The sequence below is a fragment of the Paraburkholderia fungorum genome, from assembly GCF_046027605.1.
Taxonomy (GTDB): Bacteria; Pseudomonadota; Gammaproteobacteria; order Burkholderiales; family Burkholderiaceae; genus Paraburkholderia; species Paraburkholderia fungorum_F.
In genome coordinates this window covers 292,569-314,874 of record NZ_JAQQEF010000003.1, presented here as the reverse complement: position 1 = coordinate 314,874, position 22,306 = coordinate 292,569, and the positions used below count along the sequence as shown (strand labels likewise).

Sequence of the window (22,306 nt, the reverse complement as noted above, 5' to 3'; positions counted from 1 at the left end):
AAGATGAACGCCGACCTCCACTGTCATTCCACGGTTTCCGACGGCCAGTTCGCGCCGGCCGAAGTCGCGCGCCGCGCGCACGCGGGCGGCGTGACGCTGTGGGCGTTGACCGATCACGACGAACTCGGCGGCCAGCACGAAGCGCGCAGCACCGCCGAAGCGCTCGGCATGGACTACCTGAGTGGGGTGGAGATTTCGGTCACGTGGGCTTCGCGCACCGTTCACATCGTCGGCCTTGGGGTCGATCCGACCAGTTCGATCCTGATCGACGGCCTCGCGCGCACCCGCAACGGCCGCGCCGCGCGCGCCGAAGCCATCGGCGAGCAACTGGCTACAGTCGGCGTTCCCGACGCCTATCAGGGGGCGCTCAAATACGTGTCGAACCCCGACATGATTTCGCGCACGCACTTCGCGCGCTTCATGGTCGAAAGCGGCTACTGCAGCTCGACGCAAGATGTGTTCAACCGCTATCTCGGTGACGGCAAGCCGGGCTACATCTCGCATCGCTGGGCGAAACTGGCGGACGCGGTTGGCTGGATTCAGGCGGCCGGCGGCGAGGCGATCATCGCCCACCCGGGCCGTTACGCATACACGCCGGTCGAATTCGACGCGTTTTTCGCTGAATTCATCGACCTCGGCGGCAAGGCGATCGAAGTGGTGACGGGCAGCCACACGCCGGATCAATACCGCGAATACGCGGATGTCGCGCGCCGCTTCGGCTTCGAAGCCTCGCGCGGCTCCGACTTCCATGCACCCGGCGAAGGCCGCGTCGACCTCGGCACGCTGCCGCCATTGCCCGCCGATCTGAAGCCCGTCTGGGAACGCTGGCTGTGATCGCGCGCTGTGCCGCAGCGGCACGAGAGGCGCGAAGGCGGTCATCCGGGGCGTGTGCTTTCGCCTCATCCTCCGTCCGATTTTCAGCCTGACGCTCCGTCCATCGTCACCCGTAGCCACTGTAAGTCACTATGTCTCAATACTTTCGGCTTCATCCGGATAACCCACAGCCCCGCCTCGTCAAGCAGGCGGTGCAGATCATCAACGATGGCGGCGTCGTCGCGTTGCCGACGGATTCGAGCTACGCACTTGCCTGTCATCTCGACGATAAAGACGCCGTCGAGCGCCTGCGGCGGATTCGCGGTCTTGATGAGAAGGCATTGCTGTCGCTGCTGGTGCGCGATCTGTCGGAGTTGTCGAACTTCGCAATGGTCGACAACCGGCAATACCGGCTGATCAAGTCGGTCACGCCGGGCCCTTACGTTTTCGTGTTGCAGGCCACCAAGGAAGTGCCGCGGCGCCTGTCGCACCCGTCGCGCAAAACCATCGGCTTGCGGGTGCCGGATCACGCGATCACGCTGGCGATTCTCGAAGAGCTCGGCCAGCCGCTGCTCGGCTCCACGCTGATCATGCCGGGCGAAACCCAGCCGTTGAACGATCCGGAAGAAATCCGCGAGCGGCTCGAAAAGCAATTGGACCTGGTGATCGACGGCGGCCCATGCGTGTGCGAACCGTCCACGGTGATCGATCTGACCGGCGCCGAGCCGGTGCTGGTGCGGCCGGGGCGCGGTTCGCTCGCGCCGTTCGGTCTCGAAGAGACGGCATGAGTGAAAGCGGACAGACGCACGCAATCGCGTTGTTACAATAGCGAGTTATGGATTCTTCCCTGATACAGACCATTGCGGTTTACGCGTTGCCGGTGATTTTCGCGATCACGCTGCACGAGGCCGCGCATGGCTACGTCGCGCGCTGGCTCGGCGACAATACCGCGTACGTGCTTGGCCGCGTTTCCATCAATCCGATGCGGCATATCGATCCGCTCGGCACGATCGCCATCCCTTTACTCTTGTACTTCGCCACCAGCGGCGCGTTTATGTTCGGTTACGCGAAGCCCGTGCCGGTTGCCTTCGGCAATCTGCGCAATCCGCGCTGGGGCAGCCTGTGGGTTGCCTTCGCCGGGCCGGCCTCCAATTTCATCCAGGCGCTGGTGTGGGGCCTGATCGGCGTCGCGCTCGCGGTGATGAGTGTCGACGAGCCTTTCTTCACGCGCATGGCCGCTGCCGGCGTGGGCGTGAACCTCGTGCTCGGCGTGCTCAACCTGTTTCCGCTGCCTCCGCTCGACGGCGGCCGCGTGCTGATGGCGCTGCTGCCGCCGCGCCAGTCGATCGCGCTGTCGCGCCTCGAACCGTACGGCTTTTTCATCGTGATGGCGCTGGTCATGACGGGCACGCTCACACGCTATTGGCTCAGTCCACTCGTGACGCTCGGCTACGGTGCGATTACCGCAATTCTGACTCCACTTGTTTCGCTTTTCTAAATAACCATGTTCCCAGACCGTATCTTCTCCGGCATGCGGCCCACCGGGTCGCTGCACCTCGGCCACTATCACGGCGTGCTGAAAAACTGGGTGCGGCTGCAGTCCGAATACCCGTGTTTCTTCTGCGTGGTCGATTGGCACGCGCTGACGACGCACTACGAAACGCCTGAAGTGATCGAAAAGAACGTGTGGGACGTGCTGATCGACTGGCTCGCCTCCGGCATCGATCCGGCGCAGGCTACGCTCTTCATCCAGAGCAAGGTGCCCGAACATGCGGAGCTGGCCTTGCTGCTCGGCATGAGCACGCCGCTCGGCTGGCTCGAACGTGTGCCGACCTACAAGGAGCAGCAGGAAAAGCTGAAGGACAAGGATCTGTCGACCTACGGCTTCCTCGGCTATCCGGTGCTGATGGCGGCGGACATTCTGCTGTACCGCGGCTCGCTCGTGCCGGTCGGCGAAGACCAGGTGCCGCACGTCGAGATGACGCGTGAAATCGCGCGCCGCTTCAACTACCTGTACGGCCGCGAACCGGGCTTCGAGGAGAAGGCCAACGAAGCCGCGAAGAAACTGGGCGGCAAGCGCGCCAAGCTGTATCACGAACTGCGCAACGCCTATCAGCAGGAAGGCGACGACGAAGCGCTCGAACAGGCGCGGGCGATGTTGCAGGAATCGCAGAGCCTGTCGATGAACGATCGCGAACGTCTGTTCGGTTACCTCGAAGGTTCGCGCAAGATCATTCTGGTCGAGCCGCAGGCGATGTTGACCGAAGCGTCGCGCATGCCGGGTCTCGACGGCCAGAAGATGTCGAAGTCGTACGGCAACACGATCGGCCTGCGTGAAGACGCGGAAACGATTGCGAAGAAAGTCCGCACCATGCCGACCGATCCGGCCCGCGTGCGCCGCACCGATCCGGGCGATCCGGACAAGTGCCCGGTGTGGCAGCTGCACCAGGTCTACACGGACGAAGCCACGCACGAGTGGGTGCAGAAGGGCTGCCGGACAGCGGGTATTGGATGTCTCGAGTGCAAGCAGCCGGTGATCGAAGGCATTCTGCGCGAGCAGCAGCCCATGCTCGAGCGCGCGCAGAAGTACATGGACGATCCGTCGCTGTTGCGCGCGATCGTCGCCGATGGCTGCGACAAGGCCCGCAAGTTCGCCACGGAAACGATGCGTGATGTGCGCGAAGCGATGGGTCTGTCGTACAACTGAGCCGCGCTGAAGCGATGAGCACGCCCACTGCCGCTTCGCCCGGTTCTTCGCCCGCTACCTCGCACGGAATCGGCGAACCGTCGCGCTGGGTGCGTCACTGGGCGCATCTGGTCGCGGTGGGTGGCGCGGTGCTCGACGTCGCCTCCGGGGCGGGGCGGCATGCGCGGTTCTTTGCGTCGCTGGGTCATCCGGTGACCGCAATCGATCGCGACGCGGCCGCGCTGGACGCTATGCGCGACGAGCCACTCGTGACCACGCTCCAGGCCGACATCGAAGGCGCCGCGTGGCCGTTGGCCGCCGAGGCGAAATTCGCCGCCATCGTGGTCACGAACTACCTGCACCGACCGCTGTTTCCGCAGCTTTTGCATTCGCTTGCGCCAGGTGGCGTGCTGGTTTACGAGACCTTCGCGCAAGGTAACGAAAGCGTCGGCAAACCGTCTAATCCGGCGTTTTTACTCGCGCCCGGCGAGCTGCTCGACGTGGTGCGCGGCCACCTTCGCGTAGTCGCATTTCAAGACGGATTTCTCGCGCAGCCGCGCCCGGCTTACGTCCAGCGGATATGCGCAATCATGGAGGCGGATCGTTCAGCCGAGCACGCGCAGGCGGCGCCCCCGCCTTGTTACGAGTTGGCTGGCTAATCCGCTACAATCGCGGTTTACCTGATCATATTCATGGCGTTTCATGACTAACGGCAATCAAAGCAGCACTGGCGGCGTTCAGATTCGCGGCAGCATTCCTGCCATCATCACCCCGATGCTCGAAGACGGCAGCCTCGATCTGCCGGCGTTTCGCAAACTGATCGACTGGCATATCGCAGAGGGCACGAACGCTCTCGTCGTGGTCGGCACGAGCGGCGAGTCGGCCACGCTGTCGGTCGAAGAACACGTGCTGATGGTAAAAACCGCAGTCGAGCACACAGCGGGCCGGATTCCGGTGATCGCGGGCTCGGGCGGCAACTCCACCACTGAAGCCATCGAGCTTACGCAGCAGGCCAAAGAGGTCGGCGCGCACGCCTCGCTGCAGGTCGTGCCGTACTACAACAAGCCGACCCAGGAAGGCATCTACCGCCACTTCGCGAAGATCGCCGAGACTGTCGATCTGCCGGTGATCCTGTACAACGTGCCGGGCCGTACGGTCGCGGACATGAGCAACGAAACGATTCTGCGTTGCGCGCAGGTGCCGGGCATCATTGGTGTGAAGGAAGCGACGGGCAACATCGATCGCGCCGCGCACCTGATCAAATCGGCACCCGCGCATTTCGGCATCTACAGCGGCGACGATCCCACGGCGATCGCGTTGATGCTGCTCGGCGGCCACGGCAATATTTCGGTTACCGCGAACGTCGCGCCGCGCGCGATGAGCGATCTGTGCAAAGCCGCACTCGCCGCAGACGCCAAAACCGCCCGCGAGATTCATTTGAAACTCCTGTCGTTGCATAAGAACCTGTTCATCGAATCGAACCCGATTCCCGCGAAATGGGCGTTGCAGCAACTGGGTCGTGTGCAGGGCGGAATCCGCCTGCCGCTCACGCCGCTCGACGCGCAATACCACGAAGTGGTGCGTGGCGCGCTGCGCGAAGCGGGTCTGCTGGGCTAAACGGGCTCAACCCGGTACCCCAGCGTTAAACGAAAGCCTGCCACCGGCACTCCCTTAACCGACGTCGATCCAGCCCACGTTCCCGGCACACAGAACCAGGCACCGCGTTCCAGCATCACGAAGGACCTCATGAAACGTTCCGCACTTTCCCTCCACGCAACCCGCATGGCGGCGCTGGCGCTTGCCTTGGTAACGCTCGCCGGCTGTGACACGCTGAACGACTGGTTCGCCTCCGACCGCGTCAACTACAAGGGCGCTGGCAGCGCACCGCCGCTCGCCGTTCCCGGCGATCTGACCACCACTGCGACCGATCAGCGCTACGTGGCGCCGCCGGCCAATCTGGCGCTGGGCGGCTCGCCGCAACGCGCGGTCACCGCAGCGGGCAATTCCACCGAAGGCCAGCCGAATGCACAAGACCCGCTGGGCATGCACATCGAGCGTGACGGCGATCGTCGCTGGCTGGTCGTCGACGGACGTACGCCGGAACAATTGTGGCCGCAGCTGCAGGAGTTCTGGCAGGAGAACGGCTTCGCGCTGAAAACCGATGCGCCGGCCACCGGCATCATGACCACCGACTGGGCTGAAAACCGCGCCAATATTCCGGACGACTGGTTCCGTCGCACGGTCGGCAAGGTGATCGACTTCGCGTACTCGTCGGGCACCCGTGACAGCTTCCGCACGCTCGTGTCGCGCGGTCCGGCTGATACCACGGACATCTCGATCACGCATAGCGCGATGGAAGAAATGCTGACGGGGCAGGACAAGACGTCGTCGCGCTGGGAAGAGCGTCCGCGCGATCCGGCGCTGGAAGCGCTGTTCCTGACCAAGCTGATGCAGAAGTTCGGCTTGACCGAAGCGCAGTCGAAGCAACTCCTGACCGACGCGCATCCTGCCGCCGCGCCGGCCACCATCGAAAAGGACGCGGGTGCATCGACGCTCGACCTGCAGGAATCGTTCGACCGTGCATGGCTGCGTGTGGGTCTCGCGCTCGACCGCACCAACTTCACCGTCGACAACCGCGATCGCGCGAAAGGCATCTATTACGTCCGTTACGCGGACTCGATGCAGGAGCTGAAGAAAGAAGGGCTGTTCGGCAAGCTGTTCTACAGCGGCAATTCGTCGAAGAAGCCGGGTCAGGAATTCCTCGTCAATGTGCGCTCGAAGGGCGACACCGTGACGCAGGTGGCGGTGCTGGACGCGAACGGGCAGGTGGATAATTCGTCCGACGCGCAGCGCATCGTGACGTTGTTGCACGCACAACTGAACTAAGCGGGCTGTGCGCTTCGCCAGTCTCGGCAGCGGCAGTGAAGGCAATGCCTTGCTGGTGGAAGCGCAAAGCGGCGCGACCACCACGCGTGTGCTGCTGGATTGCGGCTTTTCGGCCAAGGAAGTCGAGCGGCGTTTGATGCGGCTCGGTGCGGGCGTCGAAGGTCTCGACGCCATTCTGATTACACATGAACACAGCGACCACATTGGCAGCGCGCTAACGCTGGCGCGCAAGTGGTCGATTCCGTTGTACATGAGCTGGGGCACCGCCCGCGCGGTGGGTGCCGACGAAGCCGACGTCGACCTGCAGGTGCTGTGGGGCGACGAAGCGGTGGCAATCGGCGACCTCAGCATTCTCCCTTACACCGTTCCTCACGACGCCCGCGAGCCGCTGCAATACGTGCTCTCCAACGGTGCGAGCCGGCTTGGCGTGCTGACCGACGTCGGTACCTCGACGCCGCATATCAGCGCGGTGCTGAGCGGCTGCGATGCACTGGTGCTCGAGTGCAATCACGACGTGCGGATGCTGGCAGGTAGCCGCTATCCTCAATCGCTGAAGGCGCGCATCGGCGGCAATCATGGGCATCTGAACAACGAGGCTGCGGCTGAAATCCTGGCCTCGCTCGATCGTTCGCGTTTGCGGCATCTTGTGGCTGCGCATCTGAGCCAGCAGAACAACTCACCGGAACTGGCGCAGGCTGCAATGGCGGGGGTGTTGGGTGCTGCGCCGACTGAAGTAGTGGTCGCTTCTCAAGACGAAGGCTTCGACTGGTTGAGCCTGTGATCCATCTCTGACTGCTATGTATCGCCACGCGTAGCGTTCCCCATCGACGTGCCGCTTGCGCAATAAAAAAGCCCATGACGATTGCTCGCCATGGGCTTTTTCTTCAAGGCGGGCGTTTCGGGCGCCGCGCCTTGCGTCAAACTCAGTTGCGGTTGCCGCCGAAGATGCCGAGCAGCGCGAGCAGGTTGACGAACACGTTGTACAGGTCCAGATAGATTGCGAGGGTGGCGGTGATGTAATTCGTCTCACCGCCGTTCACGACGCGTTGTACGTCAAACAGCATGTAGGCCGAGAAGATCACGATGGCCAGCACCGACACCGTCAGCATCAACGCCGGCAAGTGCAGGAACACGTTCGCGACCGAAGCCAGCAGCAGCACGACCACGCCCATGAACAGCCATTTGCCGAGACCCGAGAAGTCACGCTTGCTGACCGTGGCGATCGTGGCCATGGACGCGAAGATCACGCCAGTGCCACCAAAGGCGAGCATGATCAGCGAAGGGCCGTTCGAAAAACCGAGCACGAAGCTCAGGATGCGCGACAGCATCAGGCCCATGAAGAACGTGAAGCCGAGCAGCACGAACACGCCGACGGCGCTGTCTTTGGTTTTCTGGATGGCGAACATGAAGCCGAACGCGATCGCGAAGAACGCCAGCATGCTCATGCCGGGGCTGGTGGCGGCGAACAGCGAGAAACCGGTTGCCACACCCACCCATGCGCCGAGCACGGTCGGAATCATGGACAGCGCTAGCAGCCAGTAAGTGTTCCGTAGCACGCGGTTGCGCGTTTCGACCGTGCTGACTGCGCCATTGCGGCCAAAGCTATACGGATGATCGTTCATGGTCTCTCCTTACCTCAGAAGCGTGTTGCGTAATGGTTGTGCCGCGGGTATCGCAGCGGTTGTACGTCGGGTCGTGCAGCGCCGGCCGGAATTTTCCCCTCCGATCGCAGCGTGTCCATCCCTAAGATTGGCGCGATGGCTGGGAGTTTCAATCCCTCGAAAATGTCCACACAGCCTACGCTACCAGTATTTAGAAACTCCTGCTTGGAGTCTTTCAGTGTTGTAAGGGTTCAATCGCAATCATACACGGGAACATGCTACAATAGCGGATTCATTTGAATCTGTAACCTCTTAATTTTTTGGAGTTTTTATGGCGATCGAACGCACCCTGTCCATTATCAAGCCGGACGCAGTGGCCAAGAACGTGATCGGTCAGATCTACAGCCGTTTCGAAAACGCTGGCCTGAAGATCGTGGCTTCGCGCATGGTCCACCTGTCGCGCGCTGACGCAGAGAAGTTCTACGCTGTGCACGCCGCACGTCCGTTCTTCAAGGACCTGGTCGATTTCATGATCTCCGGCCCGGTCGTGGTGCAAGCGCTGGAAGGCGAAAACGCAATCCTGAAGCACCGCGAACTGATGGGCGCAACGGACCCGAAGAAGGCGGAAAAGGGCACGATCCGCGCCGACTTCGCCGACAGCATCGACGCTAACGCGGTGCACGGTTCGGACGCCGTTGAAACGGCTGCGGTTGAAATTGCGTTCTTCTTCCCGGAAGTGAACGTCTACTCGCGTTAAGCGGGTTCAGGCGGGTTTTGCCGGGTTTGAATAACTGGCGTTATCCGCGCGATTCGTGCGCTGCCGTTGGATTTGTCGCACGAATCCGCACGAACAGCCCGGCAAAGTAGTAAGGTAAAGCAGCAGGAATGGGCGCGAACGGCATTGCGTTCATGCAGCTTGTTGCATGAACGTAGTCTCGCACTGAAATGGCAGGATTCGATATGACGAGCAGTCCCACCGTCAACCTTCTCGACCTCGACGCCCAAGGGCTTGTCGCCTACTGCGACAGCCTGGGCGAGAAGCCGTTTCGCGCCAAGCAATTGCAGCGTTGGATCCATCAGTACAACGCCGCCGACTTCGACGGTATGACCGATCTGGCGAAGTCCTTGCGCGAAAAGCTCAAAGGCCGCGCAACGATTACGATGCCAGGCATCGTCAGCGACAATATTTCGACCGACGGCACACGCAAGTGGCTGATCGACGTCGGCAACAGCAACGCGGTTGAAACCGTCTACATCCCCGAAGAAACGCGTGGCACGCTGTGCGTGTCGTCGCAGGCCGGGTGCGCGGTCAACTGCCGTTTCTGTTCGACCGGCAAACAGGGTTTCTCCCGCAATCTCACCACCGGTGAAATCATCGGCCAGTTGCGCATGGCCGAGTTCGCGCTGCGCGCGACGCGCGGCACGGACGGTGGGCGCGCCACCGGTGGCGATGGCAAAGGCGAACGCGTCGTCACGAATGTGGTGATGATGGGCATGGGCGAGCCGCTGCTCAATTACGACGCGGTGGTGCCCGCCATGCGCCTGATGCTGGACGATAACGCGTACGGCCTGTCGCGTCGGCGTGTCACCTTGTCCACCTCCGGCGTGGTGCCGATGATGGACCGGCTTGGCGCCGATCTGCCGGTGGCGCTCGCGGTTTCGTTGCATGCGCCGAGCGATCAGTTGCGCGACATGCTGGTGCCGCTGAACAAGAAGTATCCGCTGCGCGAACTGATGGCTGCTTGCCAGCGCTATCTGAAAGTCGCGCCGCGCGATTTCATTACGTTCGAATATTGCATGCTCGACGGCGTCAATGACAGCGAAGCGCAAGCGCGCGAATTGCTGGCCGTTACGCGCGACGTCCCATGCAAGTTCAACCTGATTCCGTTTAATCCGTTCCCAGAGTCGGGTCTCATCCGCTCGAAGCCGGAACAGATCAAGCGGTTTGCACAAGTGTTGATGGACGCGGGCGTCGTCACCACAGTGCGTAAAACACGCGGCGATGATATCGACGCTGCCTGCGGTCAGTTGGCTGGTGCGGTCAAAGACCGCACGCGCCTCGCTGAGCGCACCGGGAAGGCGGCGAAGGTGATCGAGGTTCGCGCCGTGTAATCGTGCGAGGCGAGGCAGGGCGTGACGTTCGGAAGAAAGCTGTCCGGGCGCGCAAAAACCCTCCGCGTGATCCGCGATTAAAAAGAAAGTTTGCAGAAGCGATCGGAAGCGGCACACAAGGCCGCGCATTTTGTTATAAACGGTCTGCGATTCGGGCGAGAGGCTTTGGCCCGTCCAGGTTGCACAAGTGAAAAAGAATCGACGCGAAAGGATTTGGGATGAGTGAGCCGCAGCACCCGCAGCCGCAGGACACAGACACAAACGAAGGCCATCCGGCGCCAGTCGCCCGGGCGGTGGTGCAACCTGTTGTGCAGCCGGGTCTGGTGGGTTTGGATTCTCTGGCAGCGGTTGGCGCGCGCTTGACCCAGTTGCGTGAATCCAAGGGCTGGACGATTGAAGACGTGTCGGCGCGCCTGAAGGTATCCGTCACCAAATTGCGTGCGCTCGAATCTGGCGACATCAGTCACTTGCCGGACACGACCTTTGCGCTCGGCGTGGTGCGCAGCTATGCGAAGATGCTCGGCGCCGATCCCACGCCGTTCACCCAGGCTTTGCGCCGTGAGAAGGGCGTGCCTGCGCCGGATCTGTCGATGCCGGCTTCGTCGGGTAAGGATTTGCCGCGCGGCCGCGTATCGCTGTCGCTCGGTGGCAGTGGGCAAAAGAGCCGTTCGTGGCTGTGGGGTGTCGCGGCGGTGATCGTCGCGGTGATCGCCCTCGCCATGTGGCATACCAATGGGGGCGATTCGTCGGCGTGGCTCGCACGTTTGAAGGCGAGCGCGAACGGCGCCGCGGGTGGCGCGACCGGCGCATCGGGCGCGGTGGCGCAAAGTCCGGCGGCGGGTTCCGAGGCAACCGCGGAAGACGCTGCTTCCGCGACGGAAACGCAGGCTACAACAGATAATGCAGCGTCGGCTACGCCGATGCCCGCGCCGCTGGCAACCGGTACGGCGCCGTCTCCCGCGCCGTCTGTGACGGCTGCAGCGGTCGCGCCGAAAGCCGGTTCACAGGCGGCGGCGCAAGGCGCAAGCGCGCCGGTGGTCGCTGCGATTGGCGCATCAGCTGTGACGCCGGCCGCAGGTGAGGCGATCGTTGCGCTGCGCGTGACGCAAGACAGCTGGTTCAGCGTGCGTGGCAAGGACGGCAAGGAAGTGTTCTCCGGCCTCGTGCACGCAGGCGATACGAAGGAAGTGACGGGCGCGGCGCCTTTCAAGGTCACGATCGGCAACAAGGCAGGTCTCGAGTCGATTACGCTCGACGGCCAGCCGGTCGATCCGTCGAAATATTCGGCAGCCAAGGGTAATGTGGCGCGCTTCGCGCTGCCTTGATAGATACGGTGTGCGCCGCGGCCAACCGGTCCGCGGCGCTTTTTCAATTCAGGCGCTACGTCTTTTGTGTAGCGCATGCGGCGTAAATGGGTTTTTCGATGCAATCCGAAGCTCAATCCCAATCCAGTAGCAAGATCGTTTCAACCGAGCCGGTGTTCGGCGGCCACGCTGCGCGGCGCAAGTCGCACGCGGTCGATGTCCGTTGGGGCGGCCAGCTCGTCACCATCGGCGGCGATGCGCCTGTGCGCATTCAGTCGATGACCAACACCGACACCGCGGACGCGATCGGCACGGCGATCCAGATCAAGGAGCTGGCGCAAGCCGGTTCGGAACTGGTGCGTATCACGGTTAATACGCCCGAAGCGGCGGCGGCCGTGCCGGCTGTTCGCGAGCAGCTCGACCGCATGGGCGTGTCCGTGCCGCTCGTCGGCGATTTTCATTACAACGGCCATTTGCTGCTGCGCGATTACCCCGCGTGCGCGGAGTCGCTGTCGAAGTACCGGATCAATCCCGGCAATGTCGGCCACGGCGCAAAGCGCGACACGCAGTTCGCGCAAATGATCGAAGCGGCCGTGAAGTACGACAAGCCGGTGCGGATCGGCGTCAATTGGGGCAGCCTCGACCAGGACCTGCTCGCAAAGATGATGGACGAAAACGCCGCGCGTTCCACACCGTGGGAAGCGCAGAGCGTGATGTACGAAGCGTTGATCCAGTCGGCAATCGGCTCGGCGGAGCGCGCGGTCGAAATCGGCCTGCCGCGCAACAAGATCATTCTGTCGTGCAAGGTCAGCGGAGTGCAGGATCTGATCGCCGTGTACCGCGAACTCGCGCGCCGTTGCGAATTCGCGCTGCATCTCGGCTTGACCGAGGCGGGCATGGGTTCGAAGGGCATCGTGGCGTCGACCGCTGCGTTGTCGGTGTTGCTGCAAGAAGGCATCGGCGACACGATCCGTATTTCGCTGACGCCGGAGCCGGGTGGTCCGCGGACCGGCGAAGTGATTGTTGGTCAGGAAATTCTGCAGACCATGGGCCTGCGTTCGTTCACGCCGATGGTGATCGCGTGCCCAGGTTGCGGCCGTACCACCAGCACGCTGTTCCAGGAACTGGCGTCGCAAATCCAGACCTATCTGCGCACGCAGATGCCGGTCTGGCGCGATCAGTATCCTGGCGTCGAGAAGATGCATGTCGCGGTGATGGGCTGCATCGTCAACGGTCCGGGTGAATCGAAGCAGGCGAATATCGGCATCAGCTTGCCGGGCTCGGGCGAAAATCCGGCCGCGCCGGTGTTCGTCGACGGCGAGAAGGTCAAGACGCTGCGCGGCGATAACATTGCGCAAGAATTCCAGCAAATCGTGAGTGATTACGTCGAGCGCCGCTATGGCCGCACCGACGCCGGCCGCACCGAAGCCGGTCGCACCGAAGCACTCAACTAAATACCGTCAATTGAAGACAGATGACTGAACAGAAGAAAAAGCTCGAAAAGCTGTCCGGCGTGAAGGGCATGAACGACATCCTTCCGCAGGAAGCCGGCCTGTGGGAATTTTTCGAAACGACCGTCAAGTCGCTGCTGCGTTCGTACGGATACCAGAATATTCGTACACCGATCATCGAGCATACGCAGTTGTTCAAGCGCGGTATCGGCGAAGTGACCGACATCGTCGAGAAAGAGATGTACAGCTTTACTGACGCGTTGAACGGCGAAAATCTGACGATGCGCCCGGAAAACACGGCGGCAGTTGTGCGCGCCACGATCGAGCACAACATGCTGTACGACGGTCCGAAGCGTCTGTGGTACATCGGCCCGATGTTCCGTCACGAGCGTCCGCAGCGCGGCCGGTATCGGCAGTTCCATCAGGTCGGCGTGGAAGCATTGGGTTTCGCCGGACCGGACACCGATGCTGAAATCATCATGATGTGCCAGCGTCTGTGGGACGACCTCGGCTTGATGGGTATCAAGCTCGAACTGAATTCGCTGGGTCTCGTGGAAGAGCGCGCGGCACATCGCGTCGAGTTGATCGCTTACCTCGAAAAGCACATGGACGTGCTCGACGAAGAGGCGAAGCGCCGTCTGCATACGAACCCGCTGCGCGTGCTCGACACGAAGAATCCGGCCATGCAGGAAGTTGCGCAGAACGCGCCCAGGCTGATCGATTTTCTCGGCGAAGAATCGCGTGCGCACTTCGAAGGCCTGCAGCGCATTCTGAAGGCGAACAACATTCCGTTCACGATCAATCCGCGTCTCGTGCGCGGTCTCGATTACTACAATCTGACCGTGTTCGAATGGGTGACCGACAAACTTGGCGCGCAAGGCACGGTCGCGGCGGGAGGCCGTTACGATCCGCTCATCGAGCAGCTCGGCGGCAAGCCGACGGGTGCATGCGGCTGGGCAATGGGTGTCGAACGTATCCTCGAGTTGCTGAAAGAAGAACAACTCGTGCCGGAAGACGAAGGTTGCGACGTGTACGTGGTCCATCAGGGCGACGCGGCACGCGAACAGGCCTTTATCATCGCCGAGCGTTTGCGCGATACGGGCCTCGACGTGATCCTGCATTGCAGCGCCGACGGTCAAACGGCGAGCTTCAAGTCGCAAATGAAGCGCGCTGACGCGAGCGGCGCGGCATTCGCGGTGATCCTCGGCGAAGACGAGATCGCCAACGGCACGGTCGGCGTGAAGCCGCTGCGCGATGCGGGCGCGAACGGCGCTAACGGCGGTAAAAACGAGCAACATAACGTGCCCGCCGAAGACTTGACCGAATTTCTAATCAATGCGATGGTTGCAACCGCCGAAGACGGCGACGACTGATCGCGATGTCGTCGAGCCCCTTGGCTCGACATGCACACGTATCAAGAAAGAGGAAATCGCCGGGCGATGAGTTACCACGACGAACAAGAATCGATTGAAAGTCTGAAGGCATGGTGGACGCAGTGGGGCAATGCATCCACGTGGATCGTGCTGGTCGCATTGGTTGCAGCAGCCGGCTGGAATGGCTGGAATTTCTGGCAACGGCGTCAGGCGGCGGAAGCCGCGGTGCTGTATGACCAGGTGCAGCAAGCCGCGGCATCGGGCGACAAGGCGAAGATCACGCGCGTCGCCACCGACATGGAAGACAAGTTCAGCCGCACCGCGTATGCGCAGATGACCGCGTTGGGCGCTGCCAAGGCGCTGTACGCAGCGGGTGATGAAGCTGCCGCGAAGGCCCAGTTGCAATGGACCATCGATCACGCCAAAGACGACGAGTTCAAGCAGATCGCCAGGCTGCGTCTGGCTGCGCTGCTGCTCGACGACAAAGCTTACGACCAGGGCCTTGCACTGCTTGCCGAACCGCAGTCCGACGCGTTCAAGGGCATTGTGGCGAACGGCCGCGGTGACCTGCTCGCCGCGCAAGGCAAGCGTGACGACGCGCGCGCGGCCTACAAGCTCGCGCTCGACACGCTGTCGAAAAACGATAGCTCGGCTCGCCAGTTGATTCAGTTCAAGCTGGACGCGCTGGGCGGCTAATCGCCGCATGCAGCGCGCCGCAATGTAACGGCCAACCGGTCTCCTTTAATTAATTTCCTGAATGCTTCGTCCACCGATGAATCTGCTGAAACGTTACGCTGTGCCCGTTGCCTGTGCGATGACCGTCCTTACCATGGCGGCTTGCTCATCCACGAAAGACGAGCGCCGCGTGCCGACGCCGCTCACCGAGTTCAAACCCGTGCTCGACGTGCAGCAGGCGTGGAAGGCCAGCGTGGGCAAAGCGGGTCGTTACCTGTTCTCGCCAGTCGCGGTCGGCAACGCGGTGTACGCGGCAGGCGCGAATGGCTCGGTTGCGAAGATCGACGCGCAAACCGGTCAGGACATCTGGCGCATCAAGCTGCATGACGATCTGTCGGCAGGTGTCGGCAGTGACGGCACGCTCACCGCGGTCGGCGGCCTGAAGGGCGATGTCTACGTGCTTGGCGCGGACGGCAAGCAATTGTGGACGGCCAAGGCGCCTGGCGAGATCATCTCGCCGCCGCTGGTCGGCAACGGTCTGGTGGTGGTGCGCACGGTCGACGGTCAGATCGTCGCGTTCAATGCGCAAACCGGCGAGCAGAAGTGGAACTATCGCAACCGCGCGGTGCCGCTCAATCTGCGCGTCTCGTCGGGCATGACGTTCGCAGGCGACGCGGCTGTGCTGGCGGGCTTCCCGGGCGGCTCGTTTGCCGCGATCAACCTGCAGACCGGCGACAACTACTGGCAAACGCCGGTGTCGTATCCGAAAGGCGTGACGGAAGTGGAGCGCATCAATGACGTGACCGGTCCGCCCACGCTGGTCGGTTCGGAAACCTGCGCGGTGACGTTCCAGGGCCAGATTGGCTGCTTCGATGCGAATTCGGGCCGGGCAGTGTGGGAAAAGGCGTTTTCGAGCACGAGCGGTCTGGCGCAAGATGACGCCGCCGTGGTGGCGGCCGACGACTGGTCGGTGGTGTCGGCGTTCGACGTCAGCAACGGCGCCCCGCTGTGGAAGAACGACAAGCTCAAGAACCGCGAGCTCAGCGTCCCGTTTATCCTGGGTCACGCCGCCGTGCTGGGCGACTATCAGGGCTTCGTGCACTTCCTGTCGCGAGACGACGGCACGCTCGTGGCCCGTATGAAGACCGACGGCAGCCCGATTACCGCAGCGCCGGTGCTGGCCGGCGAAACGCTGGTCGTGCTGACGCATGACGGTGACTTGTACGGCTACCGCCCGCGCTGATCGCGCAGGTCTCGAGAGGTCGAGCGTGCAGGCCGGCTTCGCCGGCCGCGCGCGTTTTTGCTGGGCAACAGAGTAATTAGAAGAATTCCGCCGGACTGGCTGGTCCGGCAAGTCGGACCAGAAGCGGCCCATGTGGCCACCGGTGGCTGCTTGCGGCGCCACCTTCGGCGGCTCGCATTGAACTGGCATGCGAGCCGTTGAGCAAGAAAGACTGAAGCTGGCGGCCCACTGGCGCCGCCCCATACAGCCAACCCCCCGTCCACCCGGGTGCGCATATTGACGGCGCATCCGTGGCTGGCCGAATTCGTGATAATTTTCGTCAAACGCTGCCGTGTAGCGGCCGCATGGCGTCGCTACGCGGGCGGTCGATTTCGATCCCGCGTTTCACCGTGAACAACATCTGATGAAACCCGTTATTGCCCTGGTTGGGCGCCCCAATGTGGGGAAATCCACGCTATTTAACCGCCTCACGCGCACGCGTGATGCGCTGGTTGCCGACCTGCCCGGTCTCACCCGCGATCGCCATTATGGCGAAGGGCGCGCCGGCGACCGGCCGTATCTGGTCGTCGATACCGGCGGCTTCGAGCCGGTGGCCAAGGACGGCATCCTGCACGAGATGGCGCGTCAAACCCGCCAGGCGGTCGAGGAATCGGACGTCGTCGTGTTCATCGTCGACGGCCGCAATGGTCTCGCGCCGCAAGACAAGACGATCGCCGACTACCTGCGCAAGGTCGGCCGGCCGATTTTCCTCGTCGTCAACAAGGCGGAGGGGATGAAGTACAGCACGGTGGCGGCCGACTTCTACGAACTTGGTCTCGGCGACCCGCGCGCGATCTCGGCGGCGCATGGCGACGGCGTCACCGAAATGATCAACGAAGCGCTCGGCGTTGCGTACGCGGGGCAACCGGAAGAGGAAGAAGGCGAGAAAGAAGCGCGCGGCGTGAAGATCGCGATCGTCGGCCGGCCGAACGTCGGCAAGTCGACCTTGATCAACGCGTTGGTCGGCGAAGAGCGCGTGATCGCGTTCGATATGCCAGGCACCACGCGCGATTCGATCTACGTCGATTTCGAGCGTCAGGGCAAGCCGTACACACTGATCGACACAGCGGGTTTGCGTCGCCGCGGCAAGGTGTTCGAAGCGATCGAGAAATTCTCGGTGGTGAAAACGCTGCAGTCGATTTCGGACGCAAACGTCGTGATCCTGCTGCTCGACGCCCGCCAGGACATCTCGGAACAGGACGCGCACATCGCCGGCTTCGTGGTGGAGCAGGGCCGTGCGCTGGTAGTGGGCGTGAACAAGTGGGACGGTCTCGATCCCCATGTGCGCGAGCGCACGAAGGCGGACCTCGAGCGCAAACTAAAATTTCTCGACTTCGCCAAATTCCATTTCATTTCCGCAGCGGAAAAAACCGGAATTGGCCCGCTGATGCGTTCGGTCGACGACGCGTACGCGGCGGCCATGGCCAAGCTGCCGACGCCGAAGCTGACGCGCGCGCTCATCGATGCAGTCGAATTCCAGCAGCCGCGCCGACGCGGTCCGGTGCGTCCGAAACTGCGTTACGCGCACCAGGGCGGACAGAATCCGCCGATCATCGTGATTCACGGTAACGCGCTCGACGCAATCACCGAAACGTACAAACGCTACCTCGAAAACCGCTTCAGGGAAACTTTCAAGCTGACTGGGACTCCATTGCGCATAGAGTTCAGATCGTCGACGAACCCTTACGCGGATAAAGGCTGAAGCCAGGCTGAAAACCGCGTGTGTGCTGGGTTTGGCCGCCAGGCCGGGCCCGCGCGCAGAAATGAAAATCGGCTATAGTGTAGCGGTTGACGGCGGATCTCTTTTTCTTCGTCGTCAATTCAGTCAACCTGCAAAAAAATACGGAGTTTGCTATGAGCAACAAAGGGCAATTGTTACAAGACCCGTTTTTGAACGCACTGCGTAAAGAGCATGTGCCGGTGTCGATCTACTTGGTCAACGGCATCAAGCTTCAAGGGAACATCGAATCGTTCGACCAGTACGTCGTGTTGCTCCGGAATACGGTCACCCAGATGGTCTACAAGCACGCAATTTCTACTGTCGTGCCTGCCCGTCCGGTGAATTTCCACCCGGATTCCGAACAGTCCTAACCCCCGTCCGCGGCCGGCGCAGCGTCGCCCGTTGGCGATTACTCCCGGCCGCCTTATTTTGATACCTTCCAATTTGATCAATGCAGCGCTTGTCGGCATCGACTTCGGTAAGATCGATTTCGAAGCCAGTCTCGAAGAACTCAGCCTGCTCGCACAAAGCGCGGGCGCGAATCCCTTAGTTACCCTCACGGGGCGCCGGTCCAGTCCCGATGCCAAGATGTTCGTCGGCAGCGGCAAGGCCGAAGAACTGCGTCTTGCCTGTGAGGCGAACGACATCGAACTCGTCATTTTCAATCACGCTCTGGCCCCTGCGCAGCAGCGCAATCTGGAGCAGGCGCTTAACCGCCGCGTGATTGATCGAACCAGCCTCATTCTCGATATTTTTGCGCAACGCGCCCGCAGCCACGAAGGCAAGCTGCAGGTGGAGCTCGCGCAACTCCAGTATCTATCGACGCGGCTAATCCGCGCATGGACCCACCTCGAGCGCCAGAAAGGTGGTATCGGTTTACGGGGCCCGGGCGAAACGCAGCTCGAAACCGACCGTCGTTTGATCGGTGAGCGCATCAAGGCGCTCAAGACCAAGCTCGAAAAGTTGCGCCGTCAGCACGGCACGCAGCGCCGCGCGCGCAGCCGCAACCAGACCATGTCCGTGTCGCTGGTCGGCTATACGAACGCCGGCAAGTCCACGCTTTTCAACGCGCTGACCAAGGCCCAGGCATACGCCGCCGACCAGCTGTTCGCCACGCTGGACACCACGTCCCGCCGTGTCTATCTCGGCGACGAAGCAGGCCAGGTGGTGGTGTCCGATACGGTCGGTTTCATCCGTGAATTGCCTCACCAACTGGTGGCGGCGTTCCGCGCCACGCTCGAGGAAACCATCCACGCTGACCTGCTTCTGCATGTGGTCGACGCGTCGAGCGCAGTGCGCCTCGATCAGATTGATCAGGTGAACGAGGTGTTGCACGCAATCGGTGCGGACACCATCCGCCAGGTGCTGGTGTTCAACAAGATCGACGCCGTGCCGGAGTTGGCGGCCCGTGGCGACACGGTCGAGCGGGATGAGTATGGTAATATTTCGCGCGTCTTTTTGAGCGCGCGCACGGGGCAAGGGCTGGATACATTGCGCGCTGCCATCGCTGAAATCGCTACTGCCGAATCTCTTCCCGATACATTGCTCGATCAGTCGGAAGAAGACCGGTCGGCAGCACCGCGCGACGACCACAAGGTCACAGAACTCGGGCACTGACCCGCTCCAATTGCACTGACCCGCTGTCTACTCTGGTGAACGAACACAGGTGAACGATTACAACGAGCGGAGTATCTGGCTGCGCATGCGCGCCATGCTGTCACTGAACGATCCGCGCTGGGGCCGGGGCGACGGTAATGGCGAGCGCCAACGACCCAACGAACCCAAGCGTCCGCCCACCAAGGACGGTGAAGGCCCGCCCGATCTCGACGAGATGTGGCGCGATTTCAACCGCCGTTTGAGCCGGGTATTCGGCCGCAAGGGCGGCGGTGCGGGTGGTGGCCGTCCGGATAACGGTCGCGGCGCGCGCATCGGCATGGGCATCGTGATCGGCGTGTTGATTGCGATCTATCTCGGCAGCGGCGTGTTCGTCGTGCAAGATGGCCAGGCCGGTGTCGTGATGCAGTTTGGCAAGTATCGCTATACCGCGGGGCAGGGTGTGCATTGGCGCCTGCCGTATCCTTTCGAGGCGCACGAGCTCGTCAATATCGGCCAGATCCGCCAGGTGGAGATCGGCCGCAACAATGTGGTGCGTCTCGCCAATGTGAAGGACGCGTCGATGCTCACGCACGACGCCGACATCGTCGACGTGCGCTTTGCCGTGCAGTATCAGGTGAGCAAGCCGACCGATTATCTCTTCCGCAGCGTCGACCCTGATCAGAGCGTGATGCAGGCTGCGCAGGCGGCGGTGCGCAGCATCGTCGGTGCGCGCAGCACGAACGACATCCTCTATCAGGATCGCGAAACAATTCGCCAGCAACTGGTGGCGTCGATCCAGCAATCCCTGGATGAATACCAGTCGGGCCTCGCAGTGACCGGTGTGACGATTCAGGGCGTGCAGGTGCCCGATCGGGTGCAAGCCGCTTTCGACGACGCAGCCAAAGTGCGTCAGGACAACGAGCGCGCCAAACGTGAGGCGCAGGCCTATGCCGCCGATCTGCTGCCGCGCGCGCAAGCCGACGTCGCACGCCGGATCGACGAAGCGAAAACGTATAGCGACAAGACCGTGGCAGAGGCGCAAGGCGACGCTGATCGCTTCAAGCAGGTTTACGCGCAGTACTCGAAAGCGCCCGCTGTGATTCGCGAGCGCATGTACCTGGATACCATGCAGCAGATCTATTCGAATACGACCAAGGTGTTTGTGGACGGCAAGAGCGGCAACAACGTGCTGTATCTGCCGCTCGACAAGCTGGTCGAGCAGACTCGCCAGCGCGTTGCTGACGCTGCCTCGACCGCCTCAGGTGCTGCCGCTGCGTCGGGTGCTGCCGTGCCGCAAGCCACGAGCAGCGCCGCCGCGCCATCTGCTGCCGCACCCGCCGGCGCGTCAGCACCTGCCGCGGTTGCAACGCCTGCCAGCCAGGCCGCAGCCAGCAGCGACGCACTGCGTTCACGCGACTCCTTCCGCAGCCGTATGCGCGAAGACGACGTTCAATAAGGAGCGCACACCATGAACAAGATCATTGCGCTTGTCGTTGCCGTCGTCATCGTGCTGTTCGCCGCATCGTCGATGGTATTCGTGGTCGACCAGCGGCACATGGCCGTGCTGTCGTCGCATGGCGACGCCGCGCCCGTATTGCTCGGCCCCGGTCTGCACGTGAAGCTGCCGCCGCCGCTGCAAACGGTCACGCTGGTGGATAGCCGCATTCAATCGCTCGACGCGCCGGATGAAGATCGCTATGTCACGTCGGACAAGACCGATCTGCTGGTCAACCCGGTCATCAAATATCGTGTGACCGATCCGCTGAAGCTGCTCGCCGAGACCCGGGGCGACGTGCAAAGCCTGGCGGACCGGCTGGCGCTGCTGTCCCGCAGCGCGCTTGGCGACGCCTTCGGCAAGGTCACGTTGACCGATGCGCTCGCGAAGCAACAAACCGTTGCTGACGAAGCACGCGGCACGATGGACAAAGCCGCGGCATCGCTGGGCGTTGCCGTGGTCGACCTGCAACTGACACGCGTCGATTTCCCAGCGGCGATGGCCGACTCGGTTTACAAGCGGATGATCGCCGTGCGCGAGCAGGCCGCGACCGAAGAACGTGCGAAGGGCACGGCCGAAGCTGACCAGATCAAGGCGGACGCTGTCAGCCAGCAACAGGCGATTCTCGCGGACGGCTATCGTCAGGCGCAGACCATCAAGGGCGAGGGCGATGCCAAGGCAGCAGAAATCGCAGCCGAGGCCTACGGCAGCGATCCGCAGTTCTACCAGTTTTATCAAAGCATGCAGGCGTACAAGAACATCTTCAAGCCGGGCGACGTGATCGTGGTCGACCCGAGCAGCGAATTCTTCCGCTTCATGCGTAGTCCGACCGGCGGCGCTGCGCCGGACGCTTCCGCGGCACCGCGCAAACACTAATAACCGGAACGCCGCGGCATCCGCATCGCGGCCCTTCATTCGCATGGACATAGCCGGCTCGTTACTGCTCGCGATCGCATTGATGCTGATTATCGAAGGGATGTTTCCCTTCGTTTTTCCGAGCGCCTGGCGTGAGACGTTCCGTAAAATAGCGGAGCGGCCGCCACATCAGATTCGCATCGGCGGCCTGATCGTGATGGTGCTCGGATTGATTCTGCTGTTTATCGTGACTTGAAAGGGCGCAGGCGGCGCCCACCGCCGCGCGCCGTTGCATTGATGGCGATTGCGAGGCAACCACGAGCCCTGCGGCACGGGCCAAGGTCGGCTGAACGGCTGAAGCGCGGTTCCGATGCCCGTGACAGCCGCCAAAATAGCGGCGCCGCCCGCCATTTCACACTCACTTACCGGCGCACCCTGCCGCCGTGTTCAACGTCGT

General features: G+C 62.3%; 22 protein-coding genes. 21 read left to right on the top strand and 1 reads right to left on the bottom strand.

What is annotated here, in order from left to right:
• Positions 1–3 precede the first annotated feature (3 nt).
• From PQR53_RS07510 to PQR53_RS07475, 8 genes are all read left to right on the top strand, one after another.
• Positions 4–834 (top strand): 3',5'-nucleoside bisphosphate phosphatase, encoded by an 831-nt coding sequence (locus tag PQR53_RS07510; protein WP_408451987.1) that lies wholly within the window; start codon positions 4–6, stop codon positions 832–834.
• Between the two features lie 131 nt (positions 835–965).
• Entirely contained in the window at positions 966–1,601 is a 636-nt protein-coding gene (locus PQR53_RS07505; protein WP_323047622.1) for an L-threonylcarbamoyladenylate synthase, read from the top strand.
• A gap of 47 nt (positions 1,602–1,648) precedes the next feature.
• The gene (locus tag PQR53_RS07500) at positions 1,649–2,311 is read left to right on the top strand and encodes a site-2 protease family protein (protein ID WP_408451985.1); all 663 of its coding nucleotides are present in this window, start codon (positions 1,649–1,651) and stop codon (positions 2,309–2,311) included.
• Between the two features lie 6 nt (positions 2,312–2,317).
• Positions 2,318–3,520 carry a tryptophan--tRNA ligase gene (locus PQR53_RS07495; RefSeq protein ID WP_408451983.1) on the top strand — a complete coding sequence of 401 codons (1,203 nt, stop codon included), beginning with the start codon at positions 2,318–2,320 and terminating at the stop codon, positions 3,518–3,520.
• A 14-nt stretch (positions 3,521–3,534) separates the two neighbouring features.
• Positions 3,535–4,158 (top strand): class I SAM-dependent methyltransferase, encoded by a 624-nt coding sequence (locus PQR53_RS07490; RefSeq protein WP_408451981.1) that lies wholly within the window; start codon positions 3,535–3,537, stop codon positions 4,156–4,158.
• 43 nt (positions 4,159–4,201) lie between these two features.
• Entirely contained in the window at positions 4,202–5,116 is a 915-nt protein-coding gene (gene dapA, locus PQR53_RS07485; protein ID WP_408334175.1) for a 4-hydroxy-tetrahydrodipicolinate synthase, read from the top strand.
• A 129-nt stretch (positions 5,117–5,245) separates the two neighbouring features.
• Complete coding sequence (gene bamC / locus PQR53_RS07480; RefSeq protein WP_408451979.1) at positions 5,246–6,385, top strand: NlpB/DapX family lipoprotein; 1,140 nt, start codon at positions 5,246–5,248, stop codon at positions 6,383–6,385.
• A gap of 7 nt (positions 6,386–6,392) precedes the next feature.
• Positions 6,393–7,166, top strand: coding sequence for an MBL fold metallo-hydrolase (locus tag PQR53_RS07475; protein WP_408451977.1), 774 nt, complete (start codon positions 6,393–6,395; stop codon positions 7,164–7,166).
• 142 nt (positions 7,167–7,308) lie between these two features.
• On the opposite strand, the gene PQR53_RS07470 is transcribed toward PQR53_RS07475, so the two are convergent.
• Complete coding sequence (locus PQR53_RS07470; protein ID WP_179732812.1) at positions 7,309–8,007, bottom strand: Bax inhibitor-1/YccA family protein; 699 nt, start codon at positions 8,005–8,007, stop codon at positions 7,309–7,311.
• Positions 8,008–8,317: 310 nt separating this feature from the next.
• Between PQR53_RS07470 and ndk the strand changes: the two genes are divergently transcribed.
• The 13 genes from ndk (at position 8,318) to PQR53_RS07405 (ending at position 22,105) form a co-directional block, all read left to right on the top strand.
• Positions 8,318–8,743, top strand: a complete 426-nt coding sequence (gene ndk / locus PQR53_RS07465) for a nucleoside-diphosphate kinase (RefSeq protein ID WP_408451976.1) — start codon at positions 8,318–8,320, stop codon at positions 8,741–8,743.
• 203 nt (positions 8,744–8,946) lie between these two features.
• A complete protein-coding gene (gene rlmN, locus PQR53_RS07460) occupies positions 8,947–10,098 on the top strand; it encodes a dual-specificity RNA methyltransferase RlmN (protein WP_408451974.1) in 1,152 nt (383 codons plus the stop codon).
• A 218-nt stretch (positions 10,099–10,316) separates the two neighbouring features.
• Entirely contained in the window at positions 10,317–11,423 is a 1,107-nt protein-coding gene (locus PQR53_RS07455; RefSeq protein WP_408451972.1) for a RodZ domain-containing protein, read from the top strand.
• A gap of 86 nt (positions 11,424–11,509) precedes the next feature.
• A complete protein-coding gene (ispG, locus tag PQR53_RS07450) occupies positions 11,510–12,856 on the top strand; it encodes a flavodoxin-dependent (E)-4-hydroxy-3-methylbut-2-enyl-diphosphate synthase (RefSeq protein ID WP_408451970.1) in 1,347 nt (448 codons plus the stop codon).
• Positions 12,857–12,876: 20 nt separating this feature from the next.
• Complete coding sequence (gene hisS / locus PQR53_RS07445) at positions 12,877–14,226, top strand: histidine--tRNA ligase (protein WP_408451968.1); 1,350 nt, start codon at positions 12,877–12,879, stop codon at positions 14,224–14,226.
• A gap of 66 nt (positions 14,227–14,292) precedes the next feature.
• Entirely contained in the window at positions 14,293–14,922 is a 630-nt protein-coding gene (locus tag PQR53_RS07440) for a YfgM family protein (protein ID WP_408451966.1), read from the top strand.
• 76 nt (positions 14,923–14,998) lie between these two features.
• Positions 14,999–16,144 carry an outer membrane protein assembly factor BamB gene (bamB, locus tag PQR53_RS07435; protein WP_408451964.1) on the top strand — a complete coding sequence of 382 codons (1,146 nt, stop codon included), beginning with the start codon at positions 14,999–15,001 and terminating at the stop codon, positions 16,142–16,144.
• Positions 16,145–16,547: 403 nt separating this feature from the next.
• Positions 16,548–17,885 (top strand): ribosome biogenesis GTPase Der, encoded by a 1,338-nt coding sequence (gene der, locus PQR53_RS07430; RefSeq protein WP_179732798.1) that lies wholly within the window; start codon positions 16,548–16,550, stop codon positions 17,883–17,885.
• A 152-nt stretch (positions 17,886–18,037) separates the two neighbouring features.
• Positions 18,038–18,274, top strand: coding sequence for an RNA chaperone Hfq (hfq, locus tag PQR53_RS07425; protein WP_006051315.1), 237 nt, complete (start codon positions 18,038–18,040; stop codon positions 18,272–18,274).
• A gap of 73 nt (positions 18,275–18,347) precedes the next feature.
• Positions 18,348–19,520 (top strand): GTPase HflX, encoded by a 1,173-nt coding sequence (gene hflX / locus PQR53_RS07420; protein ID WP_408451962.1) that lies wholly within the window; start codon positions 18,348–18,350, stop codon positions 19,518–19,520.
• Positions 19,521–19,569: 49 nt separating this feature from the next.
• Positions 19,570–20,955 (top strand): FtsH protease activity modulator HflK, encoded by a 1,386-nt coding sequence (gene hflK / locus PQR53_RS07415; protein WP_408451960.1) that lies wholly within the window; start codon positions 19,570–19,572, stop codon positions 20,953–20,955.
• Positions 20,956–20,967: 12 nt separating this feature from the next.
• The gene (gene hflC, locus PQR53_RS07410; RefSeq protein WP_408451958.1) at positions 20,968–21,870 is read left to right on the top strand and encodes a protease modulator HflC; all 903 of its coding nucleotides are present in this window, start codon (positions 20,968–20,970) and stop codon (positions 21,868–21,870) included.
• Between the two features lie 43 nt (positions 21,871–21,913).
• The gene (locus PQR53_RS07405) at positions 21,914–22,105 is read left to right on the top strand and encodes a DUF2065 domain-containing protein (RefSeq protein WP_323047457.1); all 192 of its coding nucleotides are present in this window, start codon (positions 21,914–21,916) and stop codon (positions 22,103–22,105) included.
• The last annotated feature ends 201 nt before the right edge of the window (positions 22,106–22,306 follow it).

Coding starts and splice junctions, on each gene's coding strand:
- PQR53_RS07505 (WP_323047622.1), top strand. CDS start 966: ATGTCTCAATACTTTCGGCTTCATCCGGATAACCCACAGCCCCGCCTC.
- der (WP_179732798.1), top strand. CDS start 16,548: ATGAAACCCGTTATTGCCCTGGTTGGGCGCCCCAATGTGGGGAAATCC.
- hfq (WP_006051315.1), top strand. CDS start 18,038: ATGAGCAACAAAGGGCAATTGTTACAAGACCCGTTTTTGAACGCACTG.
- PQR53_RS07405 (WP_323047457.1), top strand. CDS start 21,914: ATGGACATAGCCGGCTCGTTACTGCTCGCGATCGCATTGATGCTGATT.
- hisS (WP_408451968.1), top strand. CDS start 12,877: ATGACTGAACAGAAGAAAAAGCTCGAAAAGCTGTCCGGCGTGAAGGGC.
- PQR53_RS07440 (WP_408451966.1), top strand. CDS start 14,293: ATGAGTTACCACGACGAACAAGAATCGATTGAAAGTCTGAAGGCATGG.
- rlmN (WP_408451974.1), top strand. CDS start 8,947: ATGACGAGCAGTCCCACCGTCAACCTTCTCGACCTCGACGCCCAAGGG.
- PQR53_RS07455 (WP_408451972.1), top strand. CDS start 10,317: ATGAGTGAGCCGCAGCACCCGCAGCCGCAGGACACAGACACAAACGAA.
- bamB (WP_408451964.1), top strand. CDS start 14,999: ATGAATCTGCTGAAACGTTACGCTGTGCCCGTTGCCTGTGCGATGACC.
- PQR53_RS07510 (WP_408451987.1), top strand. CDS start 4: ATGAACGCCGACCTCCACTGTCATTCCACGGTTTCCGACGGCCAGTTC.
- ndk (WP_408451976.1), top strand. CDS start 8,318: ATGGCGATCGAACGCACCCTGTCCATTATCAAGCCGGACGCAGTGGCC.
- bamC (WP_408451979.1), top strand. CDS start 5,246: ATGAAACGTTCCGCACTTTCCCTCCACGCAACCCGCATGGCGGCGCTG.
- hflC (WP_408451958.1), top strand. CDS start 20,968: ATGAACAAGATCATTGCGCTTGTCGTTGCCGTCGTCATCGTGCTGTTC.
- ispG (WP_408451970.1), top strand. CDS start 11,510: ATGGGTTTTTCGATGCAATCCGAAGCTCAATCCCAATCCAGTAGCAAG.
- dapA (WP_408334175.1), top strand. CDS start 4,202: ATGACTAACGGCAATCAAAGCAGCACTGGCGGCGTTCAGATTCGCGGC.
- PQR53_RS07500 (WP_408451985.1), top strand. CDS start 1,649: ATGGATTCTTCCCTGATACAGACCATTGCGGTTTACGCGTTGCCGGTG.
- PQR53_RS07470 (WP_179732812.1), bottom strand. CDS start 8,007: ATGAACGATCATCCGTATAGCTTTGGCCGCAATGGCGCAGTCAGCACG.
- PQR53_RS07495 (WP_408451983.1), top strand. CDS start 2,318: ATGTTCCCAGACCGTATCTTCTCCGGCATGCGGCCCACCGGGTCGCTG.
- PQR53_RS07490 (WP_408451981.1), top strand. CDS start 3,535: ATGAGCACGCCCACTGCCGCTTCGCCCGGTTCTTCGCCCGCTACCTCG.